The 19,493-nt window shown below is 75.3% G+C and carries 14 protein-coding genes; 9 read left to right on the forward strand and 5 right to left on the reverse strand.

Features of this window, described 5'->3' with window-relative positions; genetic code table 11:
- Positions 1 to 41: 41 nt before the first annotated feature.
- The gene (locus HUT16_RS32575) at positions 42 to 1,694 is read left to right on the forward strand and encodes an amidohydrolase (protein WP_176191600.1); all 1,653 of its coding nucleotides are present in this window, start codon (positions 42 to 44) and stop codon (positions 1,692 to 1,694) included.
- Positions 1,695 to 1,829: 135 nt separating this feature from the next.
- Here HUT16_RS32575 and atzF read toward each other — a convergent pair whose 3' ends face one another.
- From atzF to HUT16_RS32595, 4 genes are all read right to left on the reverse strand, one after another.
- Entirely contained in the window at positions 1,830 to 3,566 is a 1,737-nt protein-coding gene (gene atzF / locus HUT16_RS32580; protein ID WP_176191601.1) for an allophanate hydrolase, read from the reverse strand.
- Positions 3,563 to 7,165, reverse strand: a complete 3,603-nt coding sequence (uca, locus tag HUT16_RS32585) for an urea carboxylase (RefSeq protein WP_176191602.1) — start codon at positions 7,163 to 7,165, stop codon at positions 3,563 to 3,565. Before uca ends, atzF begins: the two co-directional genes overlap by 4 nt.
- A 79-nt stretch (positions 7,166 to 7,244) precedes the next feature.
- Positions 7,245 to 8,951, reverse strand: coding sequence for a cytosine permease (locus tag HUT16_RS32590; RefSeq protein WP_176191603.1), 1,707 nt, complete (start codon positions 8,949 to 8,951; stop codon positions 7,245 to 7,247).
- Positions 8,952 to 9,057: 106 nt separating this feature from the next.
- Positions 9,058 to 9,771, reverse strand: a complete 714-nt coding sequence (locus HUT16_RS32595) for a GntR family transcriptional regulator (RefSeq protein ID WP_176191604.1) — start codon at positions 9,769 to 9,771, stop codon at positions 9,058 to 9,060.
- A 237-nt stretch (positions 9,772 to 10,008) separates the two neighbouring features.
- Here HUT16_RS32595 and HUT16_RS32600 point away from each other — a divergent pair, with 237 nt between their 5' ends.
- The 7 genes from HUT16_RS32600 (at position 10,009) to HUT16_RS32630 (ending at position 17,508) form a co-directional block, all read left to right on the forward strand.
- Entirely contained in the window at positions 10,009 to 11,175 is a 1,167-nt protein-coding gene (locus HUT16_RS32600) for a DUF4037 domain-containing protein (RefSeq protein ID WP_176191605.1), read from the forward strand.
- A 280-nt stretch (positions 11,176 to 11,455) separates the two neighbouring features.
- On the forward strand, positions 11,456 to 12,466 hold the full coding sequence (locus tag HUT16_RS32605) for an MFS transporter (RefSeq protein ID WP_254898402.1): 1,011 nt from the start codon (positions 11,456 to 11,458) through the stop codon (positions 12,464 to 12,466).
- A complete protein-coding gene (locus tag HUT16_RS32610; protein ID WP_176191606.1) occupies positions 12,463 to 14,763 on the forward strand; it encodes a molybdopterin oxidoreductase family protein in 2,301 nt (766 codons plus the stop codon). The genes HUT16_RS32605 and HUT16_RS32610 overlap by 4 nt, the downstream gene beginning before the upstream one ends.
- Positions 14,764 to 14,768: 5 nt before the next feature.
- A complete protein-coding gene (locus HUT16_RS32615) occupies positions 14,769 to 15,386 on the forward strand; it encodes a 4Fe-4S dicluster domain-containing protein (protein WP_176191607.1) in 618 nt (205 codons plus the stop codon).
- A 74-nt stretch (positions 15,387 to 15,460) separates the two neighbouring features.
- Positions 15,461 to 16,024, forward strand: coding sequence for a ubiquinol-cytochrome c reductase iron-sulfur subunit (locus tag HUT16_RS32620; protein WP_254898403.1), 564 nt, complete (start codon positions 15,461 to 15,463; stop codon positions 16,022 to 16,024).
- Positions 16,025 to 16,076: 52 nt separating this feature from the next.
- Positions 16,077 to 16,445, forward strand: coding sequence for a hypothetical protein (locus HUT16_RS32625; protein WP_176191609.1), 369 nt, complete (start codon positions 16,077 to 16,079; stop codon positions 16,443 to 16,445).
- Between the two features lie 190 nt (positions 16,446 to 16,635).
- Positions 16,636 to 17,508 carry a hypothetical protein gene (locus tag HUT16_RS32630; RefSeq protein WP_176191610.1) on the forward strand — a complete coding sequence of 291 codons (873 nt, stop codon included), beginning with the start codon at positions 16,636 to 16,638 and terminating at the stop codon, positions 17,506 to 17,508.
- Positions 17,509 to 17,574: 66 nt separating this feature from the next.
- On the opposite strand, the gene HUT16_RS32635 is transcribed toward HUT16_RS32630, so the two are convergent.
- Complete coding sequence (locus HUT16_RS32635) at positions 17,575 to 18,873, reverse strand: threonine/serine exporter ThrE family protein (RefSeq protein WP_254898094.1); 1,299 nt, start codon at positions 18,871 to 18,873, stop codon at positions 17,575 to 17,577.
- A gap of 169 nt (positions 18,874 to 19,042) precedes the next feature.
- On the opposite strand from HUT16_RS32635, the gene HUT16_RS32640 reads away from it, so the two are divergent.
- Positions 19,043 to 19,447, forward strand: coding sequence for an SHOCT domain-containing protein (locus tag HUT16_RS32640; RefSeq protein ID WP_176191611.1), 405 nt, complete (start codon positions 19,043 to 19,045; stop codon positions 19,445 to 19,447).
- Positions 19,448 to 19,493 lie beyond the last annotated feature (46 nt).

The raw sequence follows: 19,493 nt of genomic DNA on the forward strand, positions 1-19,493 counted from the left end.
CGTCCCCGCCGTCCGCACTCCGCACCCGCCTGGAGCACCGCATGCACGCCGCCGCCACCGCCGCCGACCTCGTGTTCACCGGAGGGCCGGTCCACACCGTCGACCCGGTCCGCCCGTACGCCACCTCGGTGGCGGTGAGCGGCGGCCGCATCACGGCGGTCGGCCACGACGAGGTGCGCGAGCTGATCGGACCGGCCACCGAGGTCGTCGACCTGCACGGCCGACTGCTGGTCCCGGGCTTCCAGGACGCCCACGTGCACCCCGTCGGCGCGGGCGTGGAGATGGGCCAGTGCGACCTGTCCGGCGCCACCGGCGCCGACGAGTACGCCGCCCTGATCCGCGCCTACGCCGACGCCCACCCCGAGCGGCCCTGGATCACCGGCGGCGGCTGGTCCATGGAGTCCTTCCCGGGCGGCACCCCCGACCGGCACCTGCTCGACACCCTCGTCCCCGACCGCCCCGTCTACCTGGTCAACCGCGACCACCACGGCGCCTGGGCCAACACCCGCGCCCTCGAACTCGCCGGACTCGACCGCCGCACCCCCGACCCCGCCGACGGCCGGATCGAGCGCGAGGCCGACGGCACCCCCGGCGGCACGCTCCAGGAAGGCGCCATGCACCTGGTCGCCGACCACGTCCCCCCGGTCACCGCCGACGAGCAGCTCGCCGCGCTGCTGCGCGCCCAGGCCGTCCTGCACGGGTACGGCATCACCGCCTGGCAGGACGCCCTGCTCGGCGAGCACGCCTCCACCGCCGACGCCGCCCCCGTCTACCGGCGCGCCGCCACCGAGGGACTGCTCACCGCCCGGGTGCGCGGCGCGTTGTGGTGGGAGCGGGACAAGGGCCTCGGGCAGATACCCGAACTCCTGCGCAAGCGCGAGGAGTTCACCGTCGGCCGACTGAACACCCACACCGTCAAGATCATGCAGGACGGCATCGCCGAGAACGGCACCGCCGCGATGCTCGCCCCCTACCTGGACGCCTGCGGCTGCGCCACCGGCAACTCCGGCCTGTCCTTCATCGAGCCCCGCGAACTCGCCGGGATCGTCACGGCCCTGGACGCCGAGGGCTTCCAGGTGCACTTCCACGCCCTGGGCGACCGCGCCGTCCGCGAGGCCCTCGACGCCGTCGCCGCCGCGCTGCGGGCCAACGGCCGCCGCGACAACCGCCACCACCTCGCGCACCTCCAGGTCGTCGACCCCGCCGACGTCCCGCGCTTCCGCGCGCTCGGCGCCACCGCCAACGTCCAGGCCCTGTGGGCCGCCCACGAACCCCAGATGGACGAGCTCACCATCCCCTTCCTCGGCGGTGACCGCGCCGCCCGCCAGTACCCGTTCGCCGACCTGGTGCGCGCCGGGGCCACCCTCGCGGCGGGCAGCGACTGGCCGGTCTCCAGCCCCGACCCGATCGCCGCCCTGCACACCGCCGTCAACCGCCACCAGCCCGGCTCCGACCGCCCGGTCTTCCTCCCCGAGCAGCGCGTCACCCTGGCCGCGGCCCTCGCCGCCTACACGGCCGGCAGCGCCCACGTGAACCACCTGGACGACACCGGCACGATCGCCCCCGGCAAGCTCGCCGACCTCGCCGTGCTCGACCGCGACCCCTTCGCCCGGCCCGTCGAGGAGATCGCCGACACCCGGGTGCTGCAGACCTTCGTCGGCGGGCACCGCGTCCACCACGCCCCCGACGCCTGACCACCGAGGGGCCCGCCGGGCCCGCCACCGTCCACGTCCCCGCCACCGTCCACGTCCCCGGCCGCGGGGAGCCGTTGCGCCGCACCGCGCGCAGACCCCACCGCGCACACCCCGGCGTGACGCCCCGCGCGCCCGTCAGCGGTCCGGCCGGGCGGCCAGGTAGGCGAGCCAGTCGCCGTGGTGGGTGATGTCGGTGCCGGCGGCCGCGGCGTGCGGGTCGCACTGGAAGCCCAGCACCCCGGAGCCGTCGTCGAGCCGGATCCGGCCGAGCGACATCGGCGCGGGCAGCTCGGCCAGGAAGCGGCCCAGCGCCGCCGGGGAGAGGGTCCACCGCTCGCCGGTGACCGCGCCGCCCCCCTCCGGGCCGACGTGGACCAGGCCGGGCTTGGCGGGTTCGGTGGGCAGCGCGACCAGCCGGTAGGCGGCGGCGGTGCGCACGGGCCCCGCGTACCGCGCCCCGGGGCCGGTGAGCTGGTGGCAGAGCGGCTGGCCGCGCCGGTGGGCGCCGAAGACGGCCAGGTCGATCCCGTTGCCGGGCAGCGGGCCGGGGGGCTCCTCGCCGGTGAGGCGGGCGGAGACGTCGAGGCCCACCTGGTCGTCGAAGGCGCGGGTGACGACGCTGACGCCGAAGGAGCCGCCGTCCGCCGCACCGGCCGGGACGGCGACCGCGGCCAGGTCGAGCAGGTTGACGAAGTTGGTGTAGGTGCCGAGCCGCCGGTTCACACCGACCGGGTCGGCCCGGACGTCGGCGAGGGCGGGGTGCCCGGTGGTGGTCGGCAGCAGGAGGGCGTCGAAGCCGGACAGCAGGCGGGCCGCGGCCGCCCGGTGGCGGTCGAGGCGTTCCTGGTCGGCGGCGAGGGCGTGCGCGGGCAGGTCGGCCGAGGCGAGGACGATGGCGGAGACGGTGGGGTCGGCGCCCGCCGGGGCCCCGGCGAGGAACGCGCCGACGGCCGCGTACCGTTCGGCGACCAGGGCGCCGTCGTACAGCAGCCGGGCGGCCTCCAGGAGCGGCGAGACGTCCACGGCGGCGGTCTCCGCGCCGGACGCCCGCAGCCGGTCGGCGGCCGCCCCGAACGCGGCCCGCGCCTGCGCGGACAGCGGCGCGAGGTCCTCCTCCCGGGGCAGCGCGACCCGCGGCCGCTCGGGTGCCGCCAGCCGCACGGCGTCGGGCCAGGCGCGGCTGCGCGGGTCGGCCCCGTCGGGGCCGGTCATCACGGCCAGCGGCGGCACGGCCGCGGCGAGGGTGCGGGCGAAGACGGTGACCGCGTCGTAGGGGCGGGCGGCGGGGACGACCCCGGTGGTCGGCACCAGGCCGAGGGTCGGCTTGACGCCGACGACGCCGTTCAGCGCGGCGGGCACCCGGCCCGAGCCGGCGGTGTCGGTGCCCAGCGCGAAGTCCGCGATGCCCAGCGCCACGGCGACCGCGGAGCCGGAGCTGGAGCCGCCGGAGATCCGCTCCGGGTGGTGGGCCGCGCGCACCTCCCCGTACGGGCTGCGGGTGCCGACCAGCCCGGTGGCGAACTGGTCCATGTTGGTCTTGCCGAGGACGATCGCGCCCGCGGCGGCCAGTCGGCGCACGGCCGTGGCGGACGCCTCGGGGCGGTAGGCGTAGGCGGGGCAGGCGGCGGTGGTGGGCAGGCCCGCGACGTCGATGTTGTCCTTGACGGCGTACACCAGCCCGGCCAGCGGCAGCCGTTCCCCGGCGGCCGTCCGGGCGTCGAGGGCGCGGGCCTCGGCCTCCACCTCCGCGCGGGGCCGCAGGGTGATCCAGATCTCCGGCCGGTCGGCCTCCTCGATGCGCCAGTAGGCGGCGGCGACCCGCTCCGCGGCGGTGGCCGGGGCGGTGGTGGTGGCGGTGGCGGTGGGGTTCACGCTGCTTCCTCCCGGAGGACGACGGTCAACGGGGTCCCGGCGTCGATCTGCTGGCCGGGGGCGACCAGGACGTCGGTGACGACGCCGTCGGCCGGGGCCCGGACGACGACCTCCATCTTCATGGCTTCCAGGACGACCAGGGGCTGCCCCGCCGACACCCGGGTGCCGGGCCCGGCGGCCACCTTCCACACGCTGGAGCTGAGCGGCGCCTCCACCAGCCCCGCGCCGGGCGGCAGCGCGCGGGGTGCCGCCACCGGTACGGGGGCCGGTTCGGCGCGGTCGGCGAGTTCGCCCGCGGCCTCCCAGGCCCGCCGCTCGGCGGCGAACGCGGCGGACTGGCGGCTGCGGAAGGCGGCGATCGATTCGGCGTGGTCGGCCAGGAAGCGCTCGTGCTCGGCCAGCGAGAACGTGCCGGGGCGGATGTCGAGCGCCCGGCGGCCGGACGCCAGGTCCGCGCGGACGTCGAGGAGTTCGGCCGGGGAGACGGGGTGCCAGACGATCCGGTCGAAGAAGCGCAGCAGCCAGGGGAGGCCGTCCGCGAAGGAGCGGCCGGGGCGCAGGCCGCCCCAGATCGGGACGGTGCGGCCGATCAGCTGGTAGCCGCCGGGGCTCTCCATGCCGTAGACGCACAGGTAGGAGCCGCCGATGCCGACGCCGCCCTCCGCGGTCCAGGTCCGGGCCGGGTTGTACTTGGTGGTGACGAGGCGGTGGCGGGGGTCGAGCGGGGTGGCGGCGGGCGCGCCGAGGTAGACGTCGCCGAGGCCCAGGACGAGGTACCGGGCGTCGAAGACCGTCCGGCGGACGTCGTCCACCGAGTCGAGGCCGTTGATCCGCCGGATGAACTCGATGTTGGAGGGGTTCCACGGGGCGTCGTCGCGCACCGACGCGCGGTAGCGGGATATCGCCTCGTCCACGGTCGGGTCGTCCCAGGACAGCGGGAGGTGGACCTCCCGGCTGGGCACGGTGAGTTCGCGGGCGGCGGGCAGCTGCTCCTCGGCCTCCTGCAGCAGGCCGAGCAGGGTGCGCAGCGGCAGCACGTCGGGGTCGGTGTGCAGGTGCAGCGAGCGGACGCCGGGGGTGACGTCGACCAGGCCGGCCGGGCGGTGGGCGGCGAGGTGCCCGGCCAGGGCGTGCACCCGCATCCGCAGGCCCAGGTCGAGAGCCATCGGCCCGTACTCGACCAGCAGGTTGTCGTCGGCGCCGCGCCGGTAGACGACCTCGGGCGCGGAGCCGGTCGCGGGGCGGCGGGCGAGGACGCCGTCGTCGCGGTCCGGGCCGCCGCCGGGCAGCGGCAACAGGCCCGGGGCGCGGCGCAGTTCGTCCGCCCGGGCCTCGGTGACGGGCACGAAGCGGACGGTGTCGCCGGGGCGCAGCTGGCCGGTCTTCCAGCGCTCGCCGGACACGACGGTGAACGGGCAGGCGAAGCCGCCGAGGCTGGGGCCGTCGGGGCCGAGGATCGCGGGGGTGTCGCCGGTGAGGTTGACGGCGCCGACCGAGTACGCGGTGTCGTGGACGTTGGAGGGGTGGAGCCCCGCCTCGCCGCCGTCCGGCCGGGCCCATTCGGGGCGGGGGCCGACCAGCCGCACGCCGGTGCGCGCGGACTGGGCGGAGACCTTCCACTCGGCGCCGTACACCGTCCGCAGGCCGTCCCGGGTCAGGAAGTCCGGCGCGGGGTGCGGGCCCTCGGACACCGCGATCCGCCAGTGGGAGGTGAGGGACGGGCGCCGGAGCGGCGGGACGGCGGCGGGTTCCGGCGCCCCGGGGGCGGGGTCGGCCGGCCGCAGCACGTCGCCGGTGCGCAGGGCGCGTCCGGCGTGGCCGCCGAAGCCGCCCTGGGGGAAGGTGGCGGTGCTGCCGAGGTGGGCGGGCAGGTCGAGCCCGCCGCGCAGCAGGACGTAGGTGCGCATGCCGGGCCCCTCGGGGGCGCCGACCTCCAGCAGGGCGCCGGCGGGCAGGGCGAGGGGCTCCCACTGGGCGGCGGGGGCGCCGTCGACCGTGACCCGGGCCGGGGCGCCGGTGACGCAGACGACGGCCGGCCGGGAGAAGCGCAGCGCCGGGCCCTCCAGGGTGCACTCCAGGCCGGGGGCGCCCTCCGGGTTGCCGACGGCGGTGTTGCCGAGCCGGAAGGAGAGGTCGTCCATCGGGCCGCCGGGCGGGACGCCGACCTCCCAGAGGCCGGTGCGGCCGGGCCAGTCCTGCACGGTGGTGAGGGTGCCGCCGCGGACGACGTCGATCCGCGGGCGCGGGTCGACGACCCCGGCGAGGGTGGCGGTGGTGTGGCAGGCGGCCAGCACCTCGGGGGTGCGGCAGGCGGCGCGCAGCAGGCCGAGGTTGGTCTCCACGCCGTCGATCCGGGCGGCGTCCAGGGCCGCGGCCAGCCGGGCGAACGCCTCGTCGCGGTCGCGGCCGGTGGCGATCACCTTGGCGAGCATCGGGTCGTAGGCGGGGGAGACCTCCTGGCCGGTCTCCACCCAGCCGTCGACCCGCACCCCGCCGTCGGGGTCGGCGGGGAGCTCGACCCGGGTGAGCAGGCCGGAGCTGGGCCGGTGGTCCTGGCCCGGGTCCTCGGCGTAGAGCCGGGCCTCGACGGCGTGCCCCCGCGCGGGAGGGCCGTCGGGGCCGACGCCGTCCAGGAGGTCCCGTTCGCCGCGGGCCAGCCGCAGCATCCAGCCGACCAGGTCGACGCCGGTGACCTGCTCGGTGACCGGGTGCTCCACCTGGAGGCGGGTGTTGACCTCCAGGAAGGCGGCCTCCTCGCGGTCGGCGTCGTAGACGAACTCCACCGTTCCGGCGGACCGGTAGCCGACGGAGGCGCACAACTCGCGGGCGCTGCGGTGCAGTTCCTCGCGCAGCGCGGCCGGGAGGCCGGGGGCCGGGGCCTCCTCCAGGACCTTCTGGTGGCGGCGCTGCAGGGAGCAGTCCCGGTCGCCGAGGCTGACGACCCGTCCGGTGCCGTCGCCGAAGACCTGCACCTCGACGTGCCGGGCCCGGGCGACGTACCGCTCCAGGAAGACCCCGCCGTCCCCGAAGTTGCCCCGGGCGAGCCGGGTGACCCGGGCGTGGGCCGCCCGCAGTTCGTCCGGTCCGCCGCAGGCCTGCATGCCGATGCCTCCTCCGCCGCCGGTGGCCTTGAGCATCACCGGGTAGCCGATCTCCGCGGCCGCGCGCAGGGCCTCCTCCGGGTCGGCCAGCAGCCCGGTGCCGGCCAGCAGCGGGACCCCGGCGGCCTCGGCCGCCGCGCGGGCGGTGTGCTTGGCGCCGAAGACCTCCAGCTGGCGGGGCGTGGGGCCGACGAAGACCAGGCCGGCGGCCTCCGCGGCGGCGGCGAACGCCGCGTTCTCGGACAGGAAGCCGTACCCGGGGTGGACCGCCCCGGCGCCCGTCGCCCGGGCGGCGGCCAGGACCAGGTCGGCCCGCAGGTAGCTCTCGGCGGCCGGGGCCGGGCCCAGCCGGACGGCCTCGTCGGCCATCCGCACGTGCGGTGCGGTGCGGTCGGCGTCGGAGTACACGGCGACGGTCCGCAGGCCGAGCGCGGCCGCGGAGCGGATGATGCGGCAGGCGATCTCGCCGCGGTTGGCGACGAGCAGGGTGTCGAACACGACGGCGGCTCCTCGGGAGCGGGCCGCACGGGGAGGGCCGGGTGACTGGTCCTCCCCGTGCCGGCGGTGGGGGGAGTGGTCACACGGCGGCGGACTGGGCGGACTGGGCGGGCTGGGCGGGCTGGGCGGGCGGCACGTGGGCGCCGGTCCGGTCGGTGCTCAGGCACAGCGAGCAGACGGCGGCCCCGTGGGCGGCGCAGGCGACCAGGTCGGGGCGCTCGTAGGAGCGGTGGCAGACGTGGCAGTCCAGGGTGACCGCGCTCGGGTTGCCCTCGGCGTCCAGCATCGGCAGATCGAGGCCGTCGTCGGTCCGGCGCAGGTAGTACCGGCCCCCGGTGGCGAGGGCCGTCAGCGGGGTGAGGACGAACGCGATCACGGCGGCGGCGACGGGGGAGTACGGCTGGAGGGTGTCGCCGAGGGCGTGGAAGTACATGGCGATCGACAGGCCGGAGGCGGCGGTGAAGGCGACGACGCCGACCGGGTTGACGGCGTACAGCATGCCGCGGCGGAACTCGGGGCGGAGCGGGGAGATCCGCAGCAGGTGCTTGTTGACGCCGATGTCGGTGGCGACGGTGACCACCCAGGCGATCGCGCAGTTGGAGTAGAAGCCCAGGACGCTGTTGAGGAAGCTGAACATGTCGGCCTCCATCAGGACCAGCGCGATGCCCAGGTTGACCAGCACGAAGACCATCCGCCCGGGGTAGCGCCGGGTGACCCGGGTGAAGGAGTTCGTCCAGGCCAGCGAGCCGGAGTAGGCGTTCGTCACGTTGATCTTGATCTGGCTGACGACCACGAGCGCCACGGCCAGCGGGACGACCAGCCAGGACGGCAGCATCGCGTCGAAGGCGCCCTTGAACTGCCGGATCGGTTCGGGCGCCAGGCCCGGCCCGGCCGCGGCGAGGATGTGCACGGCGAGGAACACGCCGATCGCCTGCTTCAGCGCGCCGATCACCACCCAGCCCGGGCCGGCCATGACCACCGCGGTCCACCAGCCGCGCCGGTTCGCCGCCGTCCGGGGCGGCATGAAGCGCAGGTAGTCGATCTGCTCGCCGATCTGCGCGATCAGCGACAGGCAGACGCCCGCGCCCAGCAGCACGGACGCGGTGTTGACGCCCCCCTCGCCGTCGGTGCCCGGGTAGGACAGGAAGCGGTCCACGCTGCCGGGGTCGGTCCAGATCAGGTACACCAGCGGGGAGACCATCAGGACCAGCCAGACGGGGGTGGTCCACACCTGGAGCCTGCTCAGCGCCTTCATGCCGTACACGACCAGCGGGATCACCATCAGCGTGGAGACCAGGTAGCCCAGCCAGAGCGGCAGGCCGAGCCCCAGTTTCAGCCCCTGCGCCATGATCGAGCCCTCTAGGGCGAAGAAGACGAAGGTGAAGCTGGCGAAGATGACGCCGGTCAGCACCGAGCCGTAGTAGCCGAAGCCGGAGCCGCGGGTGATCAGGTCCAGGTCGATGTTGTAGCGGGCGCTGTAGTACGCCAGCGGGTAGCCGGTCACGAAGATGACCGCGGCGGCCACCGCGATCGCCACCAGCGCGTTGCCGGTGCCGTGGGCCAGGCCGATGCCGGCGCCGATCGAGAAGTCGGCCATGTAGGCGATGCCGCCGAGGGCCGTGGTGGCCACCACCATCGGGGTCCAGCGGCGGTAACTGCGGGGCGCGAAGCGGAGGGTGTAGTCCTCCAGCGTCTCCGCGGCCGCCTGGTCGGTGGCGGCGGCCGGTGCCGCGGCCTGCGGGGGGCCGGGTTCGGCGGTGCTCACCAGGCGTGGCTCGACGTTCATGCGGTGCCTCCTTGCCGTGCGGAAGGGGGGACGGGCGCGCGTGTGAGGGCGTGCGGGCGCGCCGTACGAGAGGGGGCCGAGCAGGGGCGGGACGGGTGGCGGGGGGTCAGACGCGGTCCCCGTGCAGGGCCATCTGGGTGAGGGCGCGCCGGGCGCGCTCCAGGACGACGTCCATGGAGGCGCCGACGTGGTCGTGCAGGGCGCGGTACGCCTCGTCCAGGCGGCCGTCCCGGACCAGCTCCATGATCGCGATGTGCTCGGTGATCGTGGAGTCCACCCGGTCCCGGGTCAGGAAGTCGTACATCCGGACCCGGCGGATCCGCCGGTTGACCGCGACCAGCGCCTCGGTGAGCGCCGGATTGCCCGAGGCCCGGGACAGGGCGACGTGGAACTCCTCGTCGAGGACGACGAACCGCGGGTCCGGCTCGGGGGGCGCCTCCCGGATCGCGTACCAGCGCAGCAGCTCCGCCTCGACGACCGCCGGGTCGTGCCGGACCGACGGGTCCTCCAGGGCCCGCGCCACGCCGCGCAGTTCGAGCGTGACACGCAGCTCGTACAGGTCCCGCAGCTGCGGGAGGTTCGGGACGACCGGGTAGTAGCCGCCGTCGCCGCGCTCGATCATGCCGTCGGACCGCAGCCTCGTCAGCGCCTCCCGTACCGGCGTCCGGGAGACCCCGAACCGCTCCGCGAGCCGCTCCTCGGTCATCCGCTCGCGCGGCCCGATCCGACCGGACATCAACTCCTCGCGCAGGGCGGCGTGGACCCGTTCGCGGTGCGGGAGGTGCGGTGTGTCCGGGGGTGTATACAGCCCTGTGTCCATGGCGGGAGACGCTAGGCAGCGGCCGTTTCCCCCGGACGCCTCCCAGGTGAAGGAGGTGTTTCGGAACCCTCCCGGCCCGCACCGCCCGCCGGGGCACCGCGCCCTCCCGGCTCACCGCGGCCACGAGCGCGGAGCCGACCACTTCGCCGCGGCTCTCCCCTGCGCCCGACGGCCACCCGGACGAGGCGCCCGTTAAGCGGTGGACCCGCCGGACGCCGCTTTGCCACAGTGGGCCGCATGACCACGCCCGCACCGTCCGGCCCGCCGTCCGAGCCGCCCGAGCCGCCCTTCGTCCCGGGGCTCGACCTCTCCCGGGCGCTGTACGAGGAGGCGGTCCGGCCGCTGCTGGCGAGCGCCCACCCGGGGCTGCGGTACGCGGCCGCGCGGATCGGCGCCGGGTCGGAGGTGCTCGGCTTCGACACCGCCCGCTCCACCGACCACGACTGGGGGCCGCGCCTCCAGCTCTTCCTCGCCCCCGCCGACACCCGGCGGCACGGCCGGGCGGTCCGCGAACTGCTCGCCGCCCGCCTGCCCGGCGAGATCCGCGGCTGGTCCACCCACTACCGCGGCACCGGCAACCCGGACGACCCGGTCAGCCACCTGGAACCGGCGCCCGCCGACGGCCCGGTCGACCACCGGGTCACCGTCCACGACCTGCCCGGCTGGCTCGCCGAACGCCTCGGCCCGCCCGCCGCCGCCTGGGCCGACGCCGCGCCCGGCCCCCTCGACTGGCTGGCCCTGCCGCAGCAGCGGCTCGCCGAGTTCACCGGCGGCGCGGTCTTCCACGACGGCCCCGGCACCCTCACCGCCGCCCGCGAACGCCTGCACTGGTACCCCGAGCAGGTGTGGCGCCACCTGCTGGCCTGCCAGTGGCAGCGGATCGCCCAGGAGGAGGCCTTCGTCGGCCGCTGCGCCGAAGCCGGCGACGACCTCGGCGCGGCCCTGGTCACCGCCCGCCTGGTGCGCGACCTGATGCGGCTGGCCTTCCTGACCGCCCGCCGCTACGCCCCCTACGGCAAGTGGTTCGGCAGCGCCTTCGCCCGCCTGGACACCGACCCCGCGCTGGCCCCCGCGCTGCGCGCCGCGCTGGCCGCCCCCGACCCGCGGGCCCGCGAACGGCACCTGTGCGAGGCGTACGAGGCCGCGGCCCGGGCCCACAACGCGCTCGGCCTGACCGGGCCGCTCGACCCGGCCCGCCGCCGCTACCACGGCCGCCCGTACCTGGTGCTGCACGCCGACCGCTTCGCCCGGGCCCTGCAACGGACGGTCACCGCACCGGAGTTGCGGGACCGCCCGCTGACCGGTGCGGTCGACCAGTGGGCCGACAGCACCGACCTGCTGGACCACCCGGGAGCCCTCCGCGCCGCCGTCGACGCGCTCGGCGCGGAGAGCCCGCAGGGCTGACCGACCACGTCGACCACGCCGACCACGCCGCGCCGACCGCTCACCCGTCCGGCCCAGCGACGCGCCGCAGGCGGCGCAGCGGGCGGGCGCCGGACGGGGGTGCTGGCTAGCGTCCGGCGCAGAGGACGTCAGATCGAGTGGCTCGTCGAGCGCTAGGAGAGTGCGCGTGGCCGGGACAGCGCCGCCCCCGCAGGGCAGACCGACCGGGAGCAGTCAGGCCGAGGGCGGTGCGGCGGGGGTGGTGGCCTCGGCGACCAGGTCGACGGCGGCGCGCGCCTCGGTGATCGCGGCCGGGGCGAGCGTCCTGCTGGTGGTGGCGATCGTGCTGGGCAGTCGGCTGCTGCGCGACTTCGACTCCGCGCTGGTGCCGTACGCGGTGGCCTCGGTGTTCCTGACCTTCGGCGTGGTCTACCGCTACGTGGTGTGGGTCTCCGCGCCCGCCGCCCGCCGACTGTTCGTGCAGGGCTGGAAGTCCGCGCTGTCCTGGGAGAACCTCAAGCGCTCGCCCGCCGCGCTGCCGAAGATGGCCGCCACCTACCTGGGCTTCCAGAAGTTCCTCGGCGCCCGCTCGCACGCCCGCTGGGCCGCCCACCAACTGATCTTCTGGGGCTGCCTGTTGGCCGCGGCGATCACCTTCCCGCTGACCTGGGGCTGGTTCACCTTCACCTCCTCCAGCGCGGCCGGCCCGGGCTACGAGATGCGCCTGTGGGGCTTCAAGCTGTTCGGCTTCGACTCCGGCAGCTTCCTCGGCTGGGCGCTCTACCACGGCCTGGACCTGGCCGCCGTGATGGTGATCGGCGGCGCCGGCTACTTCCTGTGGCGGCGGATGCGCGACCGCGCCGCGACCACCGGCCAGCGCTTCGGCTACGACTTCCTGCCGCTGCTGGCGCTGATCACCATCTCGGTCACCGGCCTGCTGCTGACCTTCTCGGAGATGTTCCTGCACGGCGGCGGCTACGAGTTCCTGGCCGTCCTGCACATGGCCTCGGTCGTCCTCACCCTGGTCTACCTGCCGTTCGGCAAGTTCTTCCACATCGTGCAGCGCCCGGCCGCGGTCGGCATGCAGCTGTTCAAGTACACGGCGCGGCGCAAGGGTTCGGACGCCGAGGAGCTGCAGTCCTGCAAGCGCTGCGGCCAGCCGATCGACACCGCCGCCGCGGTGGACAACCTGCGCGCCACCATGCGCGACCTGAAGCTGGGCTTCGACGAGTGGGCCGAGTACTGCCCCCGTTGCAAGCGGGTGCTGCGCGGCACCGCCTACCTGTCGAACGTCAAGCGGGGGTTCAAGTGAGCACCGAGCACGTCCCGTTGGACCCGAGCGTCGCCCCGCTCGGGACGCGCAACTTCCGCGACGCGGGCGGCCTGCCCGCCGCGGCCTGGCGGGCCGACCAGACCGAGCAGACCCTCGTCCCCACGCACTGCTGCTTCTGCGGCGTGCAGTGCGGCATGTACCTGCGGGTCGACGGGCGCGGCAAGGTGTTCGGGGTCGAGCCGCGCAACCACGACATCAACCGGATGCGGTTGTGCCCCAAGGGCATCAACGCCTACCAGCAGGTCAACCACCCGGACCGGCTGACCGCGCCACTGCTGCGCCGCAGCCGCGACGAGCCGTTCCGCGAGGTGAGTTGGGACGAGGCGCTGGACCACACCGTCGCCGAGATCAACCGGATCCAGCAGCAGTACGGCCGGGACGCCTTTGGGATGCTCGGCGGGGCCAGCCTGTTCTCCGAGAAGACCTACCTGGTGGGCAAGTTCGCCCGGGTCGCGCTGAAGACCCGGCACGTGGACTACAACGGCCGGCTGTGCATGGTGAGCGCGGCGGGCGCCAACAAGCTGGCCTTCGGCATCGACCGGGCGGGCAACCCGTTCTCCGACATGCTGCAGACCGACTGCCTGCTGATCGCCGGGGCGAACGTCGGCGAGTGCTTCCCGGTGCTGACCCAGTACGTGTGGGGGGCCCGCGACCGGGGCGCCACCCTGATCGTGGTCGACCCGCGGGAGACCGCCGTCGCCCGCACCGCGGACGTCCACGTCGCGCTCAAGTCCGGTACCGACGCGGCGTTCTTCAACGCCGTGCTGCACGTGATCGTCGCGGAGGGCCTGACCGACGAGGCGTTCCTGGCCGAGCACGCCACCGGCTGGGAGGAGGTCAAGGCCACCGTCGCGGCGTACCCGCCCGACCGGGCGGCCGAGATCTGCGGCGTCCCCGCGGAGCAGATCGTCCAGGTGGCGCGGATGTTCGGGCGGGCGGAGCGGGCGATGGCCTGCCACGCGCGCGGGATCGAGCACCACACCCAGGGCGTGGAGAACTGCCTGACCGTCATCAACCTGTGCACCGCCACCGGCAACCTGGGCCGCCCGGGCGCCGGTTACGGCACCCTCACCGGCCAGGGCAACGGCCAGGGCGGCCGCGAGCACGGCCAGAAGTCCGACCTGCTGCCCGGCGGCCGCTCCATCAACGACCCGGTGCACCGCCGGCAGATCGCCGCGATCTGGGGCATCGAGGAGTCCGAACTCCCGCAGGCCGGCACCTCGATGATGGAGATGGTCTGGCAGATGCAGCGCGGCGAGATCCGCGGCCTGATCGGCGTCTGCAACAACCCGTTCGTCTCGCTGCCCAACTACGCGGTGGTCAAGGACGGTTACGACAAGCTGGAGTTCCACGCCCAGTTCGACTTCTTCCTCTCCGAGACCGCCGCCAACGCGCACGTGGTCTTCCCGGTCACCACCTGGGCCGAGGACGAGGGCGTGATGGCCAACGCCGAGGCCCGGGTGGTCAAGCACAACAAGGCCCAGGAGCCGCCCGAGGGCGTGCGCACCGACACCTGGGTGCTGTGCGAGATCGCCCGACGGCTCGGCGAGGGAAGCAAGTTCGCCTTCGAGGGCTCCCGGGACGTCTTCGACGAACTGCGCCGCGCCTCGGCCGGCACGGTGATCGACTACTACGGCATCACGTACGAGCGCCTGGAGGCCACCGGCGGCCTCGCCTGGCCCTGCCCGAGCCTCGACCACCCGGGCACGCCACGGCTGTTCGAGGACGGCCGGACCTACCACCCGGACGGCAGGGTGCACCTGCAGGCGGTGGAGTGGCACCCGCCGGCCGACCCGTTCAGCGACGAGTTCCCGATGCGGCTGACCACCGGGCGCACCGTGGCGCACTTCCTGTCCGGCAACCAGACCCGGCGCCTGGGCGGACTGGTCGAGCAGACGCCCCGGCCGTGGGTGGAGATCCACCCCTCGCACGGGTTCCGCAACGGGGACCCGGTGCGGGTGGTCACCCGGCGCGGCAGCGAGGTGCTGCCCGCGCTGGTCACCGAGGCGATCCGCCCCGACCACGTCTTCGTGCCCTACCACTGGCCCTACCCGACGGCGGCGAACGTGCTGACCATCGACGCGCTGGACCCGCGCTCGAAGATCCCCGAGTACAAGGTGTGCGCGGTGCGGATCGAACGGGCCGAGGCGATCGACCCGGTGCCCGCACCGCCGGTGCCGCCCGGCCGCGAACCGTACCCGGAGGCCCAGGTCTCCCGCACCGACCCGCTGCCGCCGACCGCGCCGCAGGGCCGCGGCACCGCCGAGAGGGGCTGACCGAGATGCTCGGACGCACCATCTTCATCGACCCGGGCCGCTGCATCGGCTGCCAGGCCTGCGTCTCGGCCTGCCGCGAGTGCGACTCGCACCGCGGCAAGTCGATGATCCACCTGGACTACCCGGACGAGGGCCACACCGTCGCCTCGCTGCCGACCGTGTGCATGCACTGCGAGGACCCGGTCGCGCCGTGCGCCGAGGTCTGCCCGGCCGAGGCGATCCTGATCACCGCGGACGGCGTGGTCCAGGAGGCCGACCCGACCCGCTGCATCGGCTGCGCGAACTGCGTCAACGCCTGCCCGTTCGGCGTGCCCAAGATCGACCTGGAGGCCAAGCTCCAGATGAAGTGCAACCTCTGCTACGACCGCACCTCCTACGGCCTGGCACCGATGTGCGCCACCGTCTGCCCCACCGGCGCCCTGTTCTACGGCACCGTCGAGGAACTCCAGGCCGAGCGGCCCGGCGTGGACGTCTCCACGATGTTCGCGTTCGGCGACACCGTGGTCTCCACCGGCGTCGCCATGGTGGTGCCCGGCGAGCACCGGGCGCCCGTCCCCGGCGGGATGCTGAACCTGATCGAGGTCAACGGGCGCCCCACGCCCGGGAACGGAGCGAGGGCGTGACCAGCCCCGGCAACTCCCCCCAGCCGTACGGCCGGGAGGGCGGCCCCGACGACCACCGGGCCGAGCAGAGCGCGCTGAAGGAACGGATCAGCGCCGACTCGCTGACCACCCGGCGCGACTACCTGCGGATCGTCGCCACCGTCTCCGGCGGCCTGGTGGTCGGCTCCACGGTGGTCTCGGCCGGCGTGCTGCACCGCCACGGGGACGGCAGCGCCGCCCCGCTGAAGGTCGCCGAGCGGCTGGAGCGCGGCGAGGCGGTCACCTTCGACTACCCCGGCGAGGACGACCGGGCGATGGCCATCCGGCTGCCCGACGGCACCCTGGTCGGCTACTCCACGGTCTGCACCCACCTCGCCTGCGGAGTGCTCTGGCGGCGCGACCACGGCACCGACGGCGACCTCTACTGCCCGTGCCACGAAGGGCAGTTCGACTCCCGCACCGGCGAGGTCACCGGCGGCCCGCCGCCCCGCCCGCTGCCCAAGGTCGTGGTGGTCGAGGACGCCCAGGGCGCGGTGTGGGCGGTCGGCACCGCCCGCTCCGGCGAGAGCGAGGAGGCCGGCCTCTGCCGCGGCCTGCGCGAACGCAACCCCGCCCTCGCCGAAGCGGCCGGCTGCGCCACCCGCAGGAGCGGCAGATGACCGGCACCCGGAGCCGACCGACGGCCCGTCGACCCACCCGTGGAGGCGCGTGATGAGCGTTCCCGAAGGCCACTACCCGGAGGGCTACCGCCCCGGCAGCGACGAGCCCCGGCTCAACCGGCCCGTCCGCGAGCGGTACCCGCAGATCCGCGCCACCTCCGGCTACGCCGACCCGCGGGTCTCGGCGACCGGCCCCGGCCCCGGCGCGGGCACCGACCAGCAGCCCGAGCGGTCGGCGATCCTGTCCGCCCGGGTCGGCCTGGCCGTCACCATCGTGATCGGCCAGCTGTGGGCCCTGAACACCGCCACCAACGCCTGGATGAGCGGCCGGGTGGCCACCGCCTGGTGGTGCACCGGCTTCAGCGCCGCGTCCTTCCTGGTCGTCCTGCTCGCCTGGCGGATCTCGCCCAACGACCGCTGAGCGCAAGGAGGTTGCGGCCGGTCACGATTCGCTCCGGACCGCGCCGACAGCGTTCCCCGAACCGGCCGCGCCCCGTACGCTGTCCCCCTGGCCGCGCGGGCGGCCGACGGGACAGACCGCGGGGCGGCCGGCCGACGCGCCGACCCCCGCGGGGGGTGCGCGCCGTGCGGGCGCGGGAAGGGCACGACGCATGACGGAGCACCTCACCACCGAAGCCGTCCAGCCCAGGCCGTTCCCCGACCGGCAGGCCGTGCTCCGCGCCGCCGTCCTGGTCCCCGTCACGGTCGCCCACATGCACGACGCCCACCCGCACGGCCCGCTCACCCTCGCCGCCACCGAACCCGTCGGCGCGCACACCGGCGGCCTCGACTGGGACGCGGCCCGGCAGCAGCTGGTCGCCCGCCCCGCCCCCGCCCGGGTGGTCGGCGCCCGGATCGAGATCCTCACCGTCGGCGACCACCCGCTCGGACACGCGGTCACGCACCCCGGCGGCGAGGTCACCTGGCCCGAGTGGGCGCAGCTCGGCGACACCCCCGTCGTCTGGCGCGGACAGCCCGAACTGCTCACCGAGGGCGCCGCCCACCCCTGCCGGCTCCACCTCGCCGGAGACCAGCGCGCCCTGCTGGTCCAGGCCGAGGGCGAACACGGACTGGACTTCAACGAGGCCCTGCTGCGCGTCACCGGCCCGCTCGCCGAGGCGCTCGACCTGATCCCGCCCGGCCTCGACCGCACCGCGGCGCTCGGCCGCCTGGTCGCCCTGCTCGTCGACCGGGGCGCCCGCTACCTCGTCCCCGCCGACCCGCACGACCTGCCCGGCTGGGAGGCGCACCTGCGCCTCGCCTACCGGGCCCTGGAGGCGCAGGCCCGCGCCCACCGCGACGAACGGCCCACCCCCGGCACGGCCGCCCACCGGCCCGTCCGCTACGAGGCCCTGGTGCAGACCGGGTACGACGGCGGACCGGAGATCGTCCTGACGCCGGTGCTGCGCCGGGGCGGCCAGTGGCTGGCCGCGATGGACCCGGCCGCGCTCGACCTGCCGCACTACCGCGGGGCCGGCTGGTAGCGGCCCCGGGGAGAGCCCGGGCCGCCTCAGGACAGCGGCCCCGGGGCGCCAGGGCGCCAGGGTGTCTCAGGGCAGCGGCCGCGGGCGCTGGGCCAGCACCGCGCCCAGCAGCAGGCCCACCGAGATCGCCACCACCGTGGTCACCATCGACAGCAGGTCGTGGAAGCCCCGCACCGGATGGCCCCCGGCCAGGCTGGTCAGGCCGCGCATGCCCAGCGAGCCCACCGTCAGGGTGAAGAACCCGGGCAGTGCCAGCAGCAGCCGCGGCGGCCGGTCCGGCCCGCGGGCCACCAGCGTGGCCAGCGCGCCCAGCACCGCGGCGGCCACGAACGTCCCGCCGACCTCGCCCACCAGCTTGGTCGCCCCCGACTGCACCGCCACCGTCAGGTACACCGTCCCCAGCAACGGCAGCAGCAGCCGCCACGGCACCGCGAAGGCGAGCACCGTGCCGACCGTGAACAGCACCCAGGACAGGAACGTCGCCCAGCGCGGCAGGTCGGCGTGCGCCGCCAGGTCGAACAGCGCCGAGGTGTCGCCGCCGGTGGCGTACACCCCGAGCATCACGCCCAGGTACAGCTGCAGCAGCAGGAACACCGCGTACACCAGGCGCACCGCGCCCGTGGTGAGGAACCCGGCGGCCAGTTCGGCGGCCGCCGCCGACAGCAGGTCGCCGGGGACGAAGTAGAACAGCGCCGGGAGCATCAGCAGCACCGCCCCGCCGTGCGCCGGGGTCCGCGCGAACACCTCCAGCACCAGCACCGACACCGCCGCCGACGCCACCAGCGGCAGCACCCGCGACAGCCGCGGCCACCGCCCCGCCGCCACCGCCAGCACCGCCGTGACCAGGCCCAGCACCGCCGTGCTGCCGATCTCGTACCAGGTCGGCTGCATCAGCGGCGCGAAACCCACCGAGAACAGCACGATGCCCAGGCCCTTCAGCCACCACGGGTACGGGGCGGGCGAGTCGTCGATCGCCGCCAGCCGCCGCTCCGCCTCGGCGAGGGGGGTGCCGCCCAGCGAGACCCGGTGCGCCCAGGGCTTGAGCGCGGCGACCCGGTCCAGCCGGGCGACGTCCGGGAAGGCCCGCACCGCGACCGTCTCGGTGCCCCCGCCCAGGGAGACGGTCAGCGTCGCGCCGTCCGGGACCAGCACCATCGAGGTGCGGGCGCCGAAACCCGTCGCGACCTGCGCCACCGCCTGCTCGATCTCCGAGGCGCCCTCGCCGCTGGCCGCCAGCAGCATCCCGGTCAGCCGCGCCAGCAGCGCGGTCACCCGCTCCAGCGGCGCCGCCTCCTGGCTGCCCCCGTCCGGACGCACCGCCCGCCCGCCGTCCATCCGCGCCTCCCGAGCCGTCGAACCTGACACCCGCTCACATCCTCGCCCGGCGGGTGGCCGCTCGCGCTCCGGGAGCGGGGGAGGGGCGCGCGGGAGGGGCGCGGGAAGCGCGCGGGCGGCGTGCAGGGGGCGGCTGCCGACATGCGATGTCCGGAATGTGGTGATACCACTCGAAGGACCTGTGGAAGGGAGCCAGTCGATGGACGACTACCCGGCGCTCAACCTGTTCTGGACCATGCTCTGGCTGTTCCTGTGGATCCTGTGGTTCTTCCTGATGTTCAAGGTGCTGACGGACATCTTCCGCAGCCACGACATGGGCGGATGGGGCAAGGCCGGCTGGACGATCTTCGTGATCGTGCTGCCCTACCTCGGCGTCCTGGTGTACCTGATCGCCCGCGGCAAGGAGATGGGCCAACGCGACCGGGCCCTCGCCGCCAAGGCCGAGGGCGACTTCCAGGACTACATCAGGAAGGCCGCCGGAACCGAGGACCAGAACGCCGGGCCCCGGCACGTCGACGAACTCGCCCGCCTCGCCGACCTGAAGAACAGCGGCGCGATCTCCACCGAGGAGTTCGAGAGGGCCAAGCAGAAGCTGCTCGCCTGAGCCCGCGCGGACGGACCGGCGAGCCTACGGACGGACCACGGACATC

The organism is Kitasatospora sp. NA04385 (assembly GCF_013364235.1).
Taxonomy (GTDB): Bacteria; Actinomycetota; Actinomycetes; order Streptomycetales; family Streptomycetaceae; genus Kitasatospora.

Bases quoted from the DNA above. Each gene is read 5' to 3' on its own strand.
- HUT16_RS32575 (WP_176191600.1), top strand. From the start codon at position 42: ATGCACGCCGCCGCCACCGCCGCCGACCTCGTGTTCACCGGAGGGCCG.
- HUT16_RS32590 (WP_176191603.1), bottom strand. From the start codon at position 8,951: ATGAACGTCGAGCCACGCCTGGTGAGCACCGCCGAACCCGGCCCCCCG.
- HUT16_RS32595 (WP_176191604.1), bottom strand. From the start codon at position 9,771: ATGGACACAGGGCTGTATACACCCCCGGACACACCGCACCTCCCGCAC.
- HUT16_RS32600 (WP_176191605.1), top strand. From the start codon at position 10,009: ATGACCACGCCCGCACCGTCCGGCCCGCCGTCCGAGCCGCCCGAGCCG.
- HUT16_RS32615 (WP_176191607.1), top strand. From the start codon at position 14,769: ATGCTCGGACGCACCATCTTCATCGACCCGGGCCGCTGCATCGGCTGC.
- HUT16_RS32625 (WP_176191609.1), top strand. From the start codon at position 16,077: ATGAGCGTTCCCGAAGGCCACTACCCGGAGGGCTACCGCCCCGGCAGC.
- HUT16_RS32630 (WP_176191610.1), top strand. From the start codon at position 16,636: ATGACGGAGCACCTCACCACCGAAGCCGTCCAGCCCAGGCCGTTCCCC.
- HUT16_RS32640 (WP_176191611.1), top strand. From the start codon at position 19,043: ATGGACGACTACCCGGCGCTCAACCTGTTCTGGACCATGCTCTGGCTG.